Genomic DNA, 14653 nt, shown 5'->3' on the forward strand with positions numbered 1-14653 from the left:
GCGTCCAGTCTAGGCGGGCGCGCGCCCTGCTCAGAACAGCGGGGCCTGCCGGGGCGGGAGGGCGCCCTCGAACGGTCCGAGCTCGATCACCCTGCCGCGGAGCCGGCCCAGGTGGACGACGAAGGCCTCCCCATCCGGTCCGGCCGAGCCGAGCGCGAAGGGGCCGAGGACCGAGGCGAGGGTGAGCGCATGGTCGCCAGGGCGGGGTCGGCGGGATAGGCGCTCCGCGGCGCGGCGGAGAGCAGCCCCGTCCCTGCCGCCGGCGGCTGCCAGCTCTCGCGGACGACGTCGAACCCTCCGATGCCTCCCACCTCGCCGAGCAGCCGGGTCACCTCGGCGGCCCTGGCGTCGAGGAGTACGGCGAGGCGGGGCGCGGGGAGCGCGCCAGTGCGGCTGCATGAGGTAGTCGCGCAGTCCCGCCGGAACGTTCCCGCCGCGGTGGAAGGCGTGGATGAAGCGCGTGTCGTCGCGCTGCTCGGCGGGGCCGTCCCACGCGATGCCGTGGACGAGCCAGGGCCCGCCTTCCATGGCGGAGGCCGTGGCTCCTAGACCGCCGGCTGGACGCCGAACGCCGTGGCGAGCTTCATGATCTTCTCGGCGCGGCCGAGGCGCGGGAGGTCCGAGCCGTCGCGGATCACGCGGCCGTTGGCCTCGAAGTCGCGCATGAAGTCCGTGGCCCAGGCGACATCGGTCGGCGTCGGGGAGATGACCTCGTTGATGACCGTGGTCTGGTCGATGGCGAGGCACAGCTTGCCCGTCATGCCCATCATCACCGTGATGGCGCTCTGCTCGCGCAGGATCGGGTGGTTCGTGCCGACGGTGGGGCCATCGATCGGGCCCGGAAGGTTGCCGACGCGGGAGGCGACGACGAGCTTCGCGCGCGGGTAGGCCATGGCCTCGGGCGTCGCCGCCATACCGGTGTCGCGGCGGAAGTCGCCCGAGCCGAAGGCGAGGCGGAACGCACCCTGGGCCTTGGCGATGCGGTTGGCCTCCTCGATGCCGACCGCCGACTCGACGAGCGCGATCACCGGGGTCTTGCCGTCCATGCGGTGGAAGCTCTCCGTCACCTGGTCGGCCGACTCGGTCTTGGCGAGCATGACGCCGAGCAGGCCGGGAGTGCCGCGCAGCCCGGCGAGGTCGTCGGCCCAGAAGGGGCTCGTGGCGTCGTTGACGCGCACCCAGGCGCGGCCGCCGGCGGTCAGCCAGCGGGTGACGTTCTCGCGGGCCTCGTCCTTGTGCGAGGGGTCCACGGCGTCCTCGATGTCGAGGATGATCGCGTCCGCACGGGACGCTGCCGACTCGTCGAAGAGCTCCGTGCGCATCGCGTTGACGAGCAGCCAGGAGCGGGCGATCTCCGGGCTGATCTCGCGCGCGGGGCGGCCGGGGCGGTCTGCGCCCACGGGACGCGTCGAATCGGCGGAAACAGGTGACGTCATGGGTCCACCGTATCGCTGCGGAGGCCCCGCTGGCACATCCGTGAGCCGGCCTCGCAGGCCAGCCCACCCCGGGTCAGAAGACGCTCAGCTGGTAGCCCGCCGTCCAGCCGCCGCAAGCCTCCCACCAGCGAATTCCGGCGGGCAGACGCGGAACACAGGAGGGCACAGCGTCGGAGCGGCGTCGCTCCTGTGTCCTGGGGCTCCTGTCGACGGGACGGGGCGCCTCGTGGGGTGAGGGGCTGGTGACGGTCTCCTGCTCAGCCATGGGACTCTCCTGACAGATGAACGGTCGAAGAATCGGGCTCCCCAGCCAACCTCGATGCATCCAGTCCACGCCCGCGGCGGCAATTTGTCAAGCGACTTTACTAATAGCGCGGCGGTACGCCTCGCGGCCCTGGCCGCGACACCGCCGGTCCGCAGGTCCGCTACTGCGCGAGGTACACGCGCCGGCCGCTGAGGCGCTCGGGACGGACGCGGACGAACGCGTCGCGCACTCCCCCGGCCCACGGCTCGTCCACCATCTGGCCGAACAGCGTGGTGAGCTCGTGGGCATCCTCGACCACCTCGGCCCGGCCGCTCACGAGGACGGACCATCCCGCCTGGACGGACGGCTGCATGGCGTCCACCTGCAGGGCGACCCCGTCCTGGGGCAGGCTGTTCACCACGGTCCCATCCGGGGAGGTGCGGAAGTGGACGGCACCGCCGTAGACGAGGTATCCGACCGGGTAGACCGCGACACGGCCCTCGTGGACAAAGGCGAATCGCCCTACGCCGGAGGAGCCGAGCAGTGACCAGCACTGCTCGGCATCCAGCTCGTAGTCCTCGTGACGGGCGCCCGGCCCGTACTGGAAGTCCGCGTTGACGTCGGCCATGGCCCCTCCCCGTCGGTGGTCTCCCTAGGCTCCCATGGAGCACCCGGGCGCGGAAGGGCCCTTTGCCCCCTCCTGGACTAGGCCTGCACGCGGACCCAGGCCGTTGCGTCGCCGGGCAGCTTGCCGCCCTCGACCTCGACGCTCGAGAGCAGCACCTCCCCCTCCGGCAGCTCCGTCGGGGCGGCACCGAAGTTCGCCACCACGTGCCAGGCACCGCCGTCCCGAGCCGTACGCGCAAAGTGCAGCACGTCGTCGTCCGCGGCGTCGGCCCACTCGAGGTGCTCCTCGCCGACGAGCTCGTGGCGCAGCGCGAGGGCCCGGCGGTAGAAGGCGAGGGTCGAGCCGGCGTCCTGCTCCTCGACGCTGACGGCGTAGTCCTTGAACCATGCCGGCTGCGGGAGGTGCGAGCCGTTGGCGCCGAAGCCGAACGAGGTGCCCGTGGGCTCCCAGGGAAGCGGGACCCGGCAGCCGTCGCGGCCGATCTCCACGCCGCGGTTGCGGAAGTAGGTGGGGTCCTGCCGGTCCTGCTCCGGAATGCGGCCGACCTCCTGCAGACCGAGCTCCTCGCCCTGGTAGAGGTAGGCCGAGCCGGGCAGGGCGAGCATGAGCAGGGTCGCGGCCTTGGCCCGGCGGAGCCCGAGCGCGGCGTCGACCTCGGCCGGGTCCCCGCCGTCGAGGAGCCAGTCCTTCCCGTCGGTGCCGGCGCCGCCGCGGCCCGTGCCCTTGGGAAGGCCGTAGCGGGTGGCGTGGCGGACCACGTCGTGGTTCGAAAAGACCCACGTCGAGGAGGCGCCGGTCGCGGCGGCCTCGGCGAGGTTCTTCGTGATGACCTCGCGGAACTGGGCGGCGTCGAAGTCGGCCTGGAGGAGGTCGAAGTTGAACGCCTGGCCGAGGCCGTCCGGCGAGGCGTACCGGGCGCGGCGGTCCGCATGGACCCAGGCCTCGGCGACGGCGGCCCGCGGCGGGGTGTACTCGTTGAACACCCTGCGCCATTCGGCGTAGATCGAGTGGACCTCGTCCCGGTCCCAGAGCGGGTGCTCGCCGAGGGCGAAGAGGTCGGCGCGGTGGATGGTCTCGAGGTCGTCGTGGACGGCGTCCATGTCCTTCTTCAGCCCGTGTGCCACGTCCACGCGGAAGCCGTCGACGCCGCGGTCGGACCAGAAGCGCAGGGTCGTCAGGAAGTCCTCGTGCACCTCGGAGTTGTCCCAGTTCAGGTCCGGCTGCTCCTTGGCGAAGAGGTGGAAGTACCACTGCCCGGGCGTGCCGTCGGCCTCGGTGACGCGCTCCCACGCTCCGCCGCCGAAGATGGAGGTCCACTCGTTCGGGGGCAGCTCCCCGTGCTCGCCGCGGCCGTCACGGAAGATGTAGCGGTTGCGGGCCGGGGACCCCGGCGCCGCGGCCAGTGCCTCCTGGAACCACACGTGGCGGTCCGAGGTGTGGTTCGGGACGATGTCCGCGATCACCTTGATGCCGGCGCCGTGGAGCGCGGAGACCATCTCGTCGAAGTCCTCGAGGCTCCCGAGCCGGGGGTCCACGTTGCGGTAGTCGTCCACGTCGTAGCCGCCGTCGGCGAGGGCCGAGGGGTAGAACGGGCTGAGCCAGACGGCGTCGATGCCGAGCTTCGCGAGGTACGGCACGCGCGAGGTGATGCCGCGGATGTCCCCGAGGCCGTCGGCGTTGGAGTCGGCGAAGCTGCGGGGATAGATCTGGTAGACGGCGGCCTGGCGCCACCAGTCGGCGGACGGGTTCGTGCGGTCGGGCTCGTGGGCGGTGGTGGGCACCGGTCCTCCTGTTCCGTGGGTCTGCCGCGGGTGCGCATCACATCCCCGCGTTTTATATTTAGAATCTAAATCAATGCCGGAGTCCATTATTCGGCCGGGGCGAGCGGGAGGTCAAGCGGATGCGGAAGGGACCTGCGGCAGGGCCGCACGTGGTGCGGCTCGCGAATGCCGAGGCAGTCCTGCGGCGGCTGAGGGAGGCCCCGGAAGCGGGCCTCACCGCCACGGAGCTCGTGGATGCCACGGGGCTGAGCCGGGCGACCGTGATCGCCGTCGGCGACGACCTCGTGCGCAGGGGCTGGGCCATCGGCCTCGACCCCGAGCGGGCCGAGGCCGGCCGAGGGCGCCCGCCGCGGACCTTTGCCTTCCGCGCCGACGCCGGAGTGGTCCTCGGGCTCGACATGGGCGCCGGGAAGACGACCGCGCTCGTGGCCGACCTCCGCGGCCGCACCCTCGGCTCGGCCAGCGGGGCCTTCCCCGGGGCGGGCGCCGCAGGGCGCGTGGACACCGTGAGCGCCACCGCGCTCGCCGCCCTCGCCGCGGCCGGCACGCGGCCTGGAAGGGTGCTCGCGGCAGCCGCGGGCGTCGCCGCACCCGTGGACAGGGACGGCCGGATCGCGACCCCCCGGGACTTCTGGGAGCAGTTCGATGTGGGCCTCGCCGAGGGCCTGCGGGCGCGCCACGGGTGGCCCGTGATCCTCGAGAACGACGCGAACCTCGCGGCCCTGGCCGAGCAGTGGCGCGGTGCGGCGCAGGGGGTGGACGACGTCGCCGTCGTGCTCGCCGGGGAGCGTCTGGGCGCGGGACTGCTCGAATCGGGGCGGCTCCTGCGGGGCCGCCACGGCGGCGCCGGCGAGCTGTCCTTCCTGCGCCTCGTCGAGGGCGCCGCGGGGCCCCACGGCATCGGGCAGCTCGCCCGGGCGTGGGGTGCGGAGGCGGCTGCGGGCGGCCTTGCGGGCCTCGCGCCGGCGGAGGTCACCGCGGAGGCGGTCTTCGAAGCGGCGCGCGACGGCGACCCGGGCGCCTTGGGCGTCCTGGCCCGCCTCGCGGAGCACATGAGCCGCGTCGTCGCGGTGCTGGGCACGCTCCTGAATCCAGAGCTCGTGGTCCTGGGCGGCGCGGTGGCGGGCGCGGCCGCGGCCCTGCTGCCGGGAATCCGCCAGGAGCTCCCGCGCCTGACGGACACGCCCCCGCGCGTCGAGGTGTCCGCTCTCGGGGGCGACGCGGTGGCCCTCGGCGCGGTGCGCCGGGCGCTCGACGACGTGGCCGACCGCGCCCTGGCGATCGAGCTCCCCTAGCGGGCAGACCCGGGGGCGGCCCGCCTGCCGCAGGCGGCAGGCCGTCCCGAGGCGGCCTGCCGCCTCAGGCCGGCGCCCCTGAGGGCACGGCGGCGCGGGGAGCCCAGGTGGCGGTGCGGGCCCTAAGCCACGTCACGAGCGGCTTGGTCGCGGCGTGCGCACCGGCCGCCAGCACGAACGAGAGCGGCCCCGCGATCGCTCCGACCTCGAGGAACTGCGAGTGGGCGAGCACGCCGAGCACGCACAGGACGGGGTAGTGCCAGAGGTAGATCTCGTAGCTGATGCGGCCCACGTAGGTCAGCGGGCGCAGCGACAGGAGGCGCTGCAGGGGCCCGTCGCCCCCGCGCACGATCGCGACGATGAGCAGCAGCGTTCCGGCTGCCGCCGCGAGGGTGTGGATGATGGAGAGCGGCACGATCGAGGAGTGGACCACGGAGAACCCGATGAGGGCCACGCCGAGCAGGCCGTGCCAGGCACGCGCCCGGAGGTCGGAGCCGTGGAGGACGAGGGCCAGCGCGCAGCCCGCGAACAGGCCGCTGGCGCGGAGGATGAAGGACATGTGGCCCGTGGTGGCCTCGAGCACGAGCGCCCACGTCCCGAGGCCGACGGCCGCGGCACCCGCGACGGCGATGGCACGCCGCCGGCGCTGGCCGTGCACCGTCCGGGCGCCCTTCACGAGGAGCACGAGCGCGAGCGGCCAGACGAAGTAGAACCACTCCTCGAGCCCGAGCGTCCAGGTGTGGGCATAGGCCGAGAGGCTGTCGGCGCCCGTCTCGGCGCCGACCGGCATGAGGTAGAAGAGCGCCATGAGCGAGCCCCAGGCGGCATTGCCGGTGCCCATGAGGACGGCAATCGGCACGAAGACCACGGCCAGCATGATCAGCAGCGGCGGGTACAGCCGGATGACGCGCCTGAGGTAGAAGCGGCGCAGCGAGATGCCCCCGTGCGCGTCGTGCTCCTCGAGGAGCAGGGTGGTGATCAGGAAGCCGGAGAGGGCGAAGAAGATGTCCACGCCACCGGCACCGCCGAAGTGCACCGGCATGACGGCGTGGTAGACCACGACCAGGATGATGGCGAGGGCGCGGATGCCGTCGAGCGCCGGCACATGGCCCAGGCCCCCCGCGCGGGGCCGGGCCGGCGCTGCTGAACTGACAGTGGCTGTTGCCGTCATGCTTTCCTCTCGTTCGGGTCCGAGAGAGTGTAGCGGAATTGCCTTGGGACCATTTTGAGGATGCTTACCCAGAGGGCCGCGGGAGGAATCAGGATCGGGCCGCCCGGACAGGAAAAAGGACCCCCGGTCTCCCGGGGGTCCTGCTGTAGCGGTGCCGGGACTCGATCCCGGGACCTCACGATTATGAGTCGTGCGCTCTAACCAGCTGAGCTACACCGCCACGACAAGGAAAAAGGCCGCGCCATCCGGCCAACACCGGTTGACGCGGACCCTCCTTGCGAGAGCCCCCCACGGGAATCGATCCCGTGACCTCCATCTTACCAAGATGGCGCTCTACCACTGAGCTAGGGGGGCAACAGACAGATACTTTACCGGAAGAGCGGCGGCCCCACCAAATCGGCTGGGCCCGCCCCGCTCCCCCCGCTCGGGCGGCCGCCGCGGCCGGCCCCGGACCGGGAACGCGGACCGGGAAAAGGGGACGAGCCCGCCCCCGGGTCTCCGGGGACGGGCTCGTCCATCAGGCGCTGTGGATCACCAGGCGCGGCTGCGGCCGCTGTCCTTGCCGTGGCGCGGCTTGCGGTCGCCGAAGCCGCCGCGGCCGGCATACCCGCGGTCGTCGCGGTCGCGTCCGCCGCTGCGGCCACCACGGTCCGGACGGCCGCCGAACCCGCGGTCGCCGCCACGGTCGCCGCGGTCGCTGCGGCCGCGGAAGCCGCCACGCTCGCCACCACGGTCGCCGCCGCGGTCACCGGTGGGGCGGCGGCCCGAGTCGAGCTCGAGCTTGATGAGCTCGCCGCCGATCCGGGTCTTGGACAGGGCCTTCCACTGATCGGAGGAGAGCTCCGCAGGCAGCTCCACGAGGGAGTGGTCCGCCCGGATGTCGATCCCGCCGATCTGGCTCGAGTGGAAGCCGCCCTCGTTCGCGAGTGCGCCCACGATCGAGCCCGGCATGACGCGCTGGCGGCGGCCGACGGCGATGCGGTACGTCGCGTTGCCCTCGGTCACCGACCGGGACGGGCCGCGGGAGCCGAAGCCGTCCTTGTTGCGGTCGCGCTTCTGGAACTCGGGAGTGGAGGGGAGCTCCTTGACGAAGAACGGGGTGTCACCCTGCACCATGACCGCGAGCGCGGCAGCGATCTCCGCCGCCGGCACCTCGTGCTCGTTCTCGTAGGAGGCGATGAGGTCGCGGAACATCGAGACGTCCTCGGACTCGAGCGTCTCGGTGATCCGGTCGGCGAACTTGCTCATGCGCAGCGAGTTGACCGTCTCGGCCGTGGGCAGGTGCATCTGCTCGACCGCCTGGCGCGTGGCCTTCTCGATGGCCCGCAGGAGGTACTTCTCGCGCGGGGTCATGAACAGGATCGCGTCACCCTTGCGGCCGGCGCGGCCGGTGCGGCCGATCCGGTGCACGTAGCTCTCGGTGTCGTGCGGGATGTCGTAGTTCACGACGTGGCTGATGCGCTCGACGTCGAGCCCGCGGGCGGCGACGTCGGTGGCGACGAGGATGTCGATCTTGCCCTCGCGCAGCGCCTCGACCGTGCGCTCGCGCTGGGCCTGGGCGATGTCGCCGTTGATCGCGGCGGCCTGGAAGCCCCGGGCCTTGAGCTTCTCGGCGAGGTCCTCGGTGGCCATCTTCGTGCGGACGAACGCGATGACGCCGTCGAACTCCTCGACCTCGAGGATGCGGGTGAGGGCATCGAGCTTGTGCGCGCCCATGACCTGGACGTAGCGCTGGCGGATGTTCTTCCCAGTGGTGGTCTGGGACTTGACCGTGACCTCTTCCGGCATGTTGAGGTACTGCTTCGACATGCGGCGGATCTGCGAGGGCATGGTCGCCGAGAACAGCGCCACCTGGCGGCCGTCCGGGGTCTCCTGGAAGATGCGCTCGACGTCCTCCGCGAAGCCCATCCGGAGCATCTCGTCGGCCTCGTCCAGGACGAGGTACTGCAGCTCGGAGAGGTCCAGGGACCCCTTCTCGATGTGGTCGATCACGCGGCCGGGGGTGCCGACCACGACCTGGGCGCCGCGGCGGAGGCCCGCGAGCTGGGGGCCGTAGGCCGAGCCGCCGTAGACCGGCAGGACGGTGAAGTCCTCGAGGTGCTTGGCGTAGGAGGTGAAGGCCTCGGCCACCTGGAGCGCGAGCTCGCGGGTCGGGGCGAGCACGAGCGCCTGGGTGGCGCGGGAGGGGCCGTTGAGGTCGTGCAGCTCGGCGAGGCGCGAGAGCGCGGGGACGGCGAACGCGGCGGTCTTGCCGGTGCCGGTCTGGGCCAGGCCCACGACGTCGCGTCCCTCGAGCAGGAGCGGGATCGTCGCCGCCTGGATGGGGGACGGCTTCTCGTAGCCGACGTCGGCGAGGGCCGCGAGGACGCGGCCGTCGATGCCGAGGTCGGTGAAGCGGGGGGTGCCGTCGTCCTCGGAGGAGGGCGCGGCGTCGTCCGCGGTGGTCTCGGCGTCGTCCGCGGTGATCTCGGCGTCCGTCGGGGTGACCTCGCGGGTCTCGGGGGTGATCTCGGCGTCCGTCGGGGTGACCTCGGCGTCGGTGATCACGGGGGTCTCGATGGTTTCAGGCATGCGTGTGTCCTCGCAGTGGGGAGCCTGGGGAGGCTCGTCGTCGGTCAGTTACTCAGGCCCGGCGCTCTCTCAATCCCAGGCAGGGCTCCTACGCTGCATTCGGCACCACATGCACCCGTACAGCGTTTGCTTCAGCCGGACTCCCCTATGCAATTGCCCGCTCCGCGGGCCCCAACACGCACCAGTCCTGCCTCAAGAATTGGGCAGGAGAAGGGAATTCCGGAAAGTGGGGGATGCATCCATCATACAGGACGCACGACGCCGGCCCTCACCTCGGGCGGCCAGGGCGCCGTGAGGTCGGGCACAGTCGGGTCCCGGCCCTACTCGCCGTCGCGCTCCACGGCAGCCACCACGTACTTCCGCAGCGCCGGGGCGAGGCGCAGCCCGCCGTCGGCCTCGGCGTCGAGGAGTGCCTCGGCCATCTCCGCGGTCGGGTCCGCGAGCCAGGCGCCGACGCGCACCCCGTGGTCGGGCACGTGCTCGATCCCGAACTGGGAGCCCGCCTCGACGTCCCCGGACGTGAGGACCCTCAGGTAGGCCCCGGAGAGTCCCGCGCGGGTGAACCACGAGACCCAGCCGTCCTCGCCCATGCGCCGGGCGAAGGTCGCGCACGGGATGCGAGGCATCGTCACCTCGAGCAGCGCTCCCGAGGAGAAGCGCCAGCGTTCGCCGATCACGGCGTTGCTCGCGGTGATCCCCTCGACGCGGAGGTTTTCCCCGAAGAGCCCGGGCGGGATCTCGCGGCCGAGCTCGCGCGCCCAGAGCGCGGCGTCGTCCTCCGAATAGGCGTACACGGCCTTGTCCTCGCCGCCGTGGTTCGCGCGGTCGGCCTGGACGTCCCCGCGCAGGCCGAGGCGCCGGATCCGCACCGGTCCCTCGACCGGCCGTTTGTCGATCCCCGTCACCCCCACAGAGCCGGCATCGGCGAGCAGCTGGTGGACTCGGCAGACGGCGACGACGCGGGCGGTCTTCATGGCCACCAGCGTACCCGCGGCGCCCCGCGCGGGAGCGCTCACGGATCGAAGCGGTAGCCCATGCCGGCCTCGGTGTGCAGGTGCCGGGGGTGGGCGGCATCCTCCTCGAGCTTGCGCCGCAGCTGGGCCAGGTACACGCGCAGGTACTGGGTCTCCTTCGCGTACGCGGGGCCCCACACCTGCGTGAGGATCTCCCGCTGGGTCACGAGCTGCCCCGCGCGCCGCACGAGGAGGGCGAGGATGTTCCACTCGGTGGGCGTGAGGCGGACGTCGGCGCCCCTGACGACCACGCGCCGCGCGGCGAGGTCCACGCTCAGGTCGCCGGTCTGCAGGCGGGGCGCCTCGCCGCTCCGGGCCCCCCGGCGGGCGGCAGCCCGCAGCCGCGCCAGCAGCTCCTCGAGCCCGAACGGCTTGGTCACGTAGTCGTCCGCGCCGGCGTCGAGGGCCTCGACCTTGTCCTCGGAGCCGTGCCGGGCGGAGAGGACGATGATGGGCAGGTCCGTCCAGCCCCGCAGCCGCCGGATCACCTCGATCCCGTCGATGCCGGGCAGGCCGAGGTCCAGCACCACGATGTCCACGCTGCGCTCGGCGGCGATCTCGAGGGCGTCCTCGCCCGTGGGCGCCGTGACGGCCTCGTACCCGTGGACCCGGAGGTTGATCTGCAGGGCCCGGGCGAACCGCGCCTCGTCCTCGACGATGAGGACCGTGGTGCGGCCGGGGGCCTGGGGCGCCTGGCTCATGCGGCCATCCCCGGCGCCCCGGCCCCCGGAGCCCGCACGCCTTGGGAGAGCGGGAGGGAGACGGACATGGTGAGCCCTCCCCCGGGCGTCTCCTCGGCCTCGATGCGCCCGCCCATCGCCTCCACGAAGCCCTTGGCGACGGCGAGGCCGAGCCCCACGCCCCCCTGGGCCGTGACGTCGCCGAGTCGCTGGAACGGTCGGAACACGACGAGGAGGTCCTCGGGCGGGATGCCGGCGCCGTGGTCCACGACCCGGAGCACCCCGCAGGGGCGGCCGCGCTCGTCCTGCATGCCGCTGCGTGCGGTGAGCTCGACGGCGGCCCCCGGGGCGTACCGCAGGGCGTTCTCGACGAGGTTGGCCACGGCCCGCTCGAGCAGCACCGGGTCGGCGTCGACCGCCGGCGCGTTGGCGGGGATGAGGTCGGCCACGCGGTCCTGGCCCGCGAGCCCCCGGGGCAGGACCTCGCGCCAGGTGACCGGGCGCAGGAGCGGGCGGACGGTGTCGGCGGAGATGCGGGACATGTCCAGCAGGTTCCCGACCACGTGGGAGAGGCGGTCCGTGTAGTCCTCGATGGTGCCCAGGAGCTCGGCCTCCTCCTCCGGGGTGAACTCGACGGAGGCCTGGCGCAGGCTGCTCACGCTGAGCTTGATCCCGGCCAGCGGGGTGCGCAGGTCGTGGGAGACGGCCTGGAGGATCGCGGTGCGGATCGTGTTGCCCTCCTCGAGGCGACGGTTGGCCTCCCGGCTGCGGGCCAGCTGGGCGCGCTCGCGCATCGCGACGAGGTACACGCCGAAGGCCTGGAGGGTGCGCCGCTCGCCGTCGTCCAGCGGATGCCCCGCGGCGAGGAGGGTGTAGTAGCCGTCGGGGGCCACGGCGTCGTCCGCCGCGGCGTGCGAGACCGGGGGCGCCTCCCCCGCGGTGGCGAGCACGTCCCAGCCGGCGGCCTGCCCGGATGCGGCAGCGGGGCCGTCCGCGGGGCGCCGGGCGAGCAGCGTGACGGCGCGCAGGCCCAAGGTCGAGCGGACCCGCTCGAGGAACTCCTCCATCCCGCCGGTCGAGCCGAGGATGCCGAGGGCGAGCTCGGTCATGGCGTCCGCCTCCGCTGCCGCGCGCGTGGCCTGCTCGTAACGGCGCGTCGCGGCGCCCACGGCGAGGGCCACCGCGCACGCGACGGCGAGGAAGACGAGGAGGCCGACGACGGCCTCCGGGTGCGCCACGCTCAGGCTGCCCACGGGTTCGGCGGTGAACCAGTTGAGCAGGAGGCTCCCCGCCACGGCCGCGATGACCGCGGGCCACAGCCCGCCCACGAGGGCGACGAGGACCGCGGCGAGCAGCTGCAGGAGCTCGACGGTCGCGACCGCGCGCCCGCCCCGGCCGTCCGCGAGCAGCGGGGTGGCTGCGAGCTGGACCAGCGCGGGCAGGAGCACGGCAAGGACGAGCCCGAGCAGGGTGCGCCGGCGGTCGAGGACGCCGAGCTCCGCGAGCCGGAGCCGGTGCTCGGGCGCCGGGAGGAACGGGATCCGCTGGCTCATGCGGCCATTGTGGCAGGCGGCCCGGCAGGTGCCCGCCTGCCCGGGGGGGTTCCGGGTCAGTTCCGGGTCACCGTGCCCATGAGCGAGGCCACCGGCCGCAGGAACAGCGGCCGCGCGAGGAGCCAGAGGCCGGCGATGAGGAGCACGCCGATGGCGAAGAAGATGAACCCGAGCCAGTCCCCGCCGTCGTGCGCGGCGAACATGTGATTGAGGTTCTTCAGCGCCCCGGTGGTGAGCACGAGCACCACGTGGACGATCACGAAGACCACGAAGAAGCCCATGACCGGGAAGTGCACGGCGCGGGCCCACTCCATGGGGTAGGCCTTGTTGAGGCGGGGGGCCTTGGCGTTCGTGGGCCACACGGCGGACATGCGCAGGCCCGTGAGGATCGCGAGCGGTGCGGCGATGAACACGACCGCGAAGTAGGTCAGCTGCTGGAGCGCGTTGTAGTTGACCCAGCCGTCCTCGAGCGGCCAGTCGAGCGAGGCGTACTGCAGGGCCGCGGACACCGCGTGCGGGAAGACGTCCCACGAGGTCGGCACGAGGCGCACCCAGTGGCCGGTGGCGAACATGAGCACGAAGAACACGATCCCGTTCAGCACCCACAGGGCGTCCAGGCACAGGTGGAGCCACAGGTCGAGGCTGATCTTCTTGGGCTGGCCCTTGGTCTTGAAGAACCCCTTGTTGCTGCGCTTCCAGTAGCCCTGCGGCCGGGTCGTGAAGCGGACCTGCAGGCCCGTGCGCACGATCAGCGTCAGGAACATCATGTTCAGGAAGTGCAGCACGTTCAGCCACGCGGGCAGCCCGTCGGGGGCCCAGCTGGGCAGCGGGGCGTGGCCGGGATAGGTCGCGATGAACTGCGAGACCGCCGCGGTGCTGCGCAGCCACTTCGCGCCGAGCACGACGATCGCGAGCACGACGACGGCGCCGACGCCGACCGCCGTCGGCCGGAACCACGGCGCCCGGGTGAACCCGGACTTCGCAGGTGAGGTCTGCGGCATGGAAGGAGTCCTTGGAGAGTAAAGGGTGGGAGGGAGGGTGAGGAAAGGAGGGCGGGTGAGGAAAGGAGGGCGGGTGAGAGGACCGAACAGGCGGGCGGGGCGGGTCAGAGCCGCGAGATCGCCGCGTCCAGGTCGGCGATGAGGTCCTCGACGTCCTCGATGCCGACGGAGAGGCGCAGGAGGTTGACCGGGACGGCCAGCTCGGTGCCCTTGACGGATGCGTGCGTCATCTCGGACGGGTAGTTCATGAGCGACTCGATGCCGCCGAGGCTCTCGGCGAGCGTGAACAGCCGCGTGGACTCGGCGACCGTGCGCGCCGCGGCCTCGCCGCCCGCGAACTGCACCGAGACCATGCCGCCGAACCGGCGCATCTGCCTCGCCGCGAGCTCGTGGCCCGGGTGCTCGGGCAGGCCCGGGTAGAGCACCCGCTCGATGCCCGGGCGGCCCACGAGCCATTCGGCGATCTTCTGCGCGTTGTCCGAATGGCGCTCCATGCGCACCCCGAGCGTCTTGAGGCCGCGGGTGGTGAGGAAGGCGTCCATGGGGCCGGAGACGGCGCCGACCGCGAACTGGACGAAGCCGATCTTCTCCGCGAGCTCGCCGTCGTTGACGACGACGGCCCCGCCGACCACGTCCGAGTGCCCGCCGATGTACTTGGTGGTCGAGTGGACGACCACGTCCGCGCCGAGGGCGAGGGGGTTCTGCAGGTACGGGGACGCGAAGGTGTTGTCGACGACAAGGAGGGCCCCGGCGTCGTGCGCGAGCTCGGCGAGGGCGGCGATGTCGGTGACCTTCATCATCGGGTTCGAGGGGGTCTCGACCCACACGAGGCGGGCGCCGCCCTCGGCGACGGCGGCGCGCACGCCGTCGAGGTCCGACATGTCGACGGGCTTGTTGGCGATCCCCCACGGGGCGAGGACCCGGGAGATGAGGCGGTAGGTGCCGCCGTAGGCGTCGTTGCCGAGCACGATCCTGTCCCCCGGCGAGCACAGGGCGCGGATGAGGGCGTCCTCGGCGGCCAGGCCCGAGCCGAAGGAGTAGGCGTGGGAGCCGCCCTCGAGTGCCGCGAGCTGCTCCTGCAGCGCGTCCCGGGTCGGGTTGCCGCCGCGGCCGTACTCGTAGCCGGAGCGCAGGCCGCCGATCCCGTCCTGGGCATAGGTGGAGGAGAAGTGCAGCGGTGGGACGACGGCGCCCGTCCGCGGCTCGAACTCCTGGCCGGCGTGGACGGCCCGCGTGTTGAATCCGGTGGTCTTCTCGCCCTGCTCAGGCATGGGGGTCTC

The 14653-nt window shown here is 72.6% G+C and carries 12 protein-coding genes and 2 tRNA genes; 1 reads left to right on the plus strand and 13 read right to left on the minus strand.

Annotation, left to right across the window (positions count from 1 at the left end):
* Positions 1-30: 30 nt before the first annotated feature.
* The 4 genes from SA2016_RS21000 to SA2016_RS15335 all read right to left on the minus strand — a co-directional run bounded on the left by SA2016_RS21000 (position 31) and on the right by SA2016_RS15335 (position 4089).
* Positions 31-528 carry a hypothetical protein gene (locus tag SA2016_RS21000; protein WP_084249573.1) on the minus strand — a complete coding sequence of 166 codons (498 nt, stop codon included), beginning with the start codon at positions 526-528 and terminating at the stop codon, positions 31-33.
* Positions 529-545: 17 nt separating this feature from the next.
* Entirely contained in the window at positions 546-1436 is an 891-nt protein-coding gene (locus SA2016_RS15325; RefSeq protein ID WP_066499707.1) for an HpcH/HpaI aldolase/citrate lyase family protein, read from the minus strand.
* Between the two features lie 425 nt (positions 1437-1861).
* Positions 1862-2308, minus strand: coding sequence for a pyridoxamine 5'-phosphate oxidase family protein (locus tag SA2016_RS15330; RefSeq protein ID WP_066499709.1), 447 nt, complete (start codon positions 2306-2308; stop codon positions 1862-1864).
* A gap of 77 nt (positions 2309-2385) precedes the next feature.
* Entirely contained in the window at positions 2386-4089 is a 1704-nt protein-coding gene (locus tag SA2016_RS15335; RefSeq protein WP_066499711.1) for a glycoside hydrolase family 13 protein, read from the minus strand.
* Between the two features lie 119 nt (positions 4090-4208).
* Between SA2016_RS15335 and SA2016_RS15340 the strand changes: the two genes are divergently transcribed.
* Positions 4209-5384 (plus strand): ROK family protein, encoded by a 1176-nt coding sequence (locus tag SA2016_RS15340; protein ID WP_066499714.1) that lies wholly within the window; start codon positions 4209-4211, stop codon positions 5382-5384.
* A 64-nt stretch (positions 5385-5448) separates the two neighbouring features.
* Here SA2016_RS15340 and SA2016_RS15345 read toward each other — a convergent pair whose 3' ends face one another.
* From SA2016_RS15345 to SA2016_RS15385, 9 genes are all read right to left on the minus strand, one after another.
* Positions 5449-6555 (minus strand): acyltransferase family protein, encoded by a 1107-nt coding sequence (locus SA2016_RS15345; RefSeq protein WP_084249575.1) that lies wholly within the window; start codon positions 6553-6555, stop codon positions 5449-5451.
* Positions 6556-6701: 146 nt separating this feature from the next.
* Positions 6702-6775: transfer RNA gene (locus tag SA2016_RS15350), tRNA-Met, on the minus strand.
* A 62-nt stretch (positions 6776-6837) separates the two neighbouring features.
* Positions 6838-6909: transfer RNA gene (locus tag SA2016_RS15355), tRNA-Thr, on the minus strand.
* A gap of 177 nt (positions 6910-7086) precedes the next feature.
* Positions 7087-9126 carry a DEAD/DEAH box helicase gene (locus SA2016_RS15360; RefSeq protein WP_084249576.1) on the minus strand — a complete coding sequence of 680 codons (2040 nt, stop codon included), beginning with the start codon at positions 9124-9126 and terminating at the stop codon, positions 7087-7089.
* A gap of 320 nt (positions 9127-9446) precedes the next feature.
* A complete protein-coding gene (locus SA2016_RS15365; protein WP_066499719.1) occupies positions 9447-10100 on the minus strand; it encodes an MOSC domain-containing protein in 654 nt (217 codons plus the stop codon).
* Between the two features lie 38 nt (positions 10101-10138).
* The gene (locus SA2016_RS15370; RefSeq protein ID WP_066499720.1) at positions 10139-10840 is read right to left on the minus strand and encodes a response regulator; all 702 of its coding nucleotides are present in this window, start codon (positions 10838-10840) and stop codon (positions 10139-10141) included.
* Positions 10837-12372: a sensor histidine kinase gene (locus SA2016_RS15375; protein WP_066499723.1), complete on the minus strand. Its 1536-nt coding sequence runs from the start codon at positions 12370-12372 to the stop codon at positions 10837-10839. Before SA2016_RS15375 ends, SA2016_RS15370 begins: the two co-directional genes overlap by 4 nt.
* Positions 12373-12428: 56 nt before the next feature.
* Entirely contained in the window at positions 12429-13373 is a 945-nt protein-coding gene (locus SA2016_RS15380; RefSeq protein WP_066499725.1) for a cytochrome b/b6 domain-containing protein, read from the minus strand.
* Between the two features lie 104 nt (positions 13374-13477).
* Positions 13478-14644, minus strand: a complete 1167-nt coding sequence (locus tag SA2016_RS15385; RefSeq protein ID WP_066499727.1) for a cystathionine gamma-synthase — start codon at positions 14642-14644, stop codon at positions 13478-13480.
* Positions 14645-14653 lie beyond the last annotated feature (9 nt).

This window comes from Sinomonas atrocyanea (assembly GCF_001577305.1).
Lineage (GTDB): Bacteria > Actinomycetota > Actinomycetes > Actinomycetales > Micrococcaceae > Sinomonas > Sinomonas atrocyanea.

Coding starts and splice junctions, on each gene's coding strand:
- SA2016_RS15330 (WP_066499709.1), bottom strand. CDS start 2,308: ATGGCCGACGTCAACGCGGACTTCCAGTACGGGCCGGGCGCCCGTCAC.
- SA2016_RS15365 (WP_066499719.1), bottom strand. CDS start 10,100: ATGAAGACCGCCCGCGTCGTCGCCGTCTGCCGAGTCCACCAGCTGCTC.
- SA2016_RS15380 (WP_066499725.1), bottom strand. CDS start 13,373: ATGCCGCAGACCTCACCTGCGAAGTCCGGGTTCACCCGGGCGCCGTGG.
- SA2016_RS15370 (WP_066499720.1), bottom strand. CDS start 10,840: ATGAGCCAGGCGCCCCAGGCCCCCGGCCGCACCACGGTCCTCATCGTC.
- SA2016_RS15325 (WP_066499707.1), bottom strand. CDS start 1,436: ATGACGTCACCTGTTTCCGCCGATTCGACGCGTCCCGTGGGCGCAGAC.
- SA2016_RS21000 (WP_084249573.1), bottom strand. CDS start 528: ATGGAAGGCGGGCCCTGGCTCGTCCACGGCATCGCGTGGGACGGCCCC.
- SA2016_RS15345 (WP_084249575.1), bottom strand. CDS start 6,555: ATGACGGCAACAGCCACTGTCAGTTCAGCAGCGCCGGCCCGGCCCCGC.
- SA2016_RS15340 (WP_066499714.1), top strand. CDS start 4,209: ATGCGGAAGGGACCTGCGGCAGGGCCGCACGTGGTGCGGCTCGCGAAT.
- SA2016_RS15385 (WP_066499727.1), bottom strand. CDS start 14,644: ATGCCTGAGCAGGGCGAGAAGACCACCGGATTCAACACGCGGGCCGTC.
- SA2016_RS15360 (WP_084249576.1), bottom strand. CDS start 9,126: ATGCCTGAAACCATCGAGACCCCCGTGATCACCGACGCCGAGGTCACC.
- SA2016_RS15375 (WP_066499723.1), bottom strand. CDS start 12,372: ATGAGCCAGCGGATCCCGTTCCTCCCGGCGCCCGAGCACCGGCTCCGG.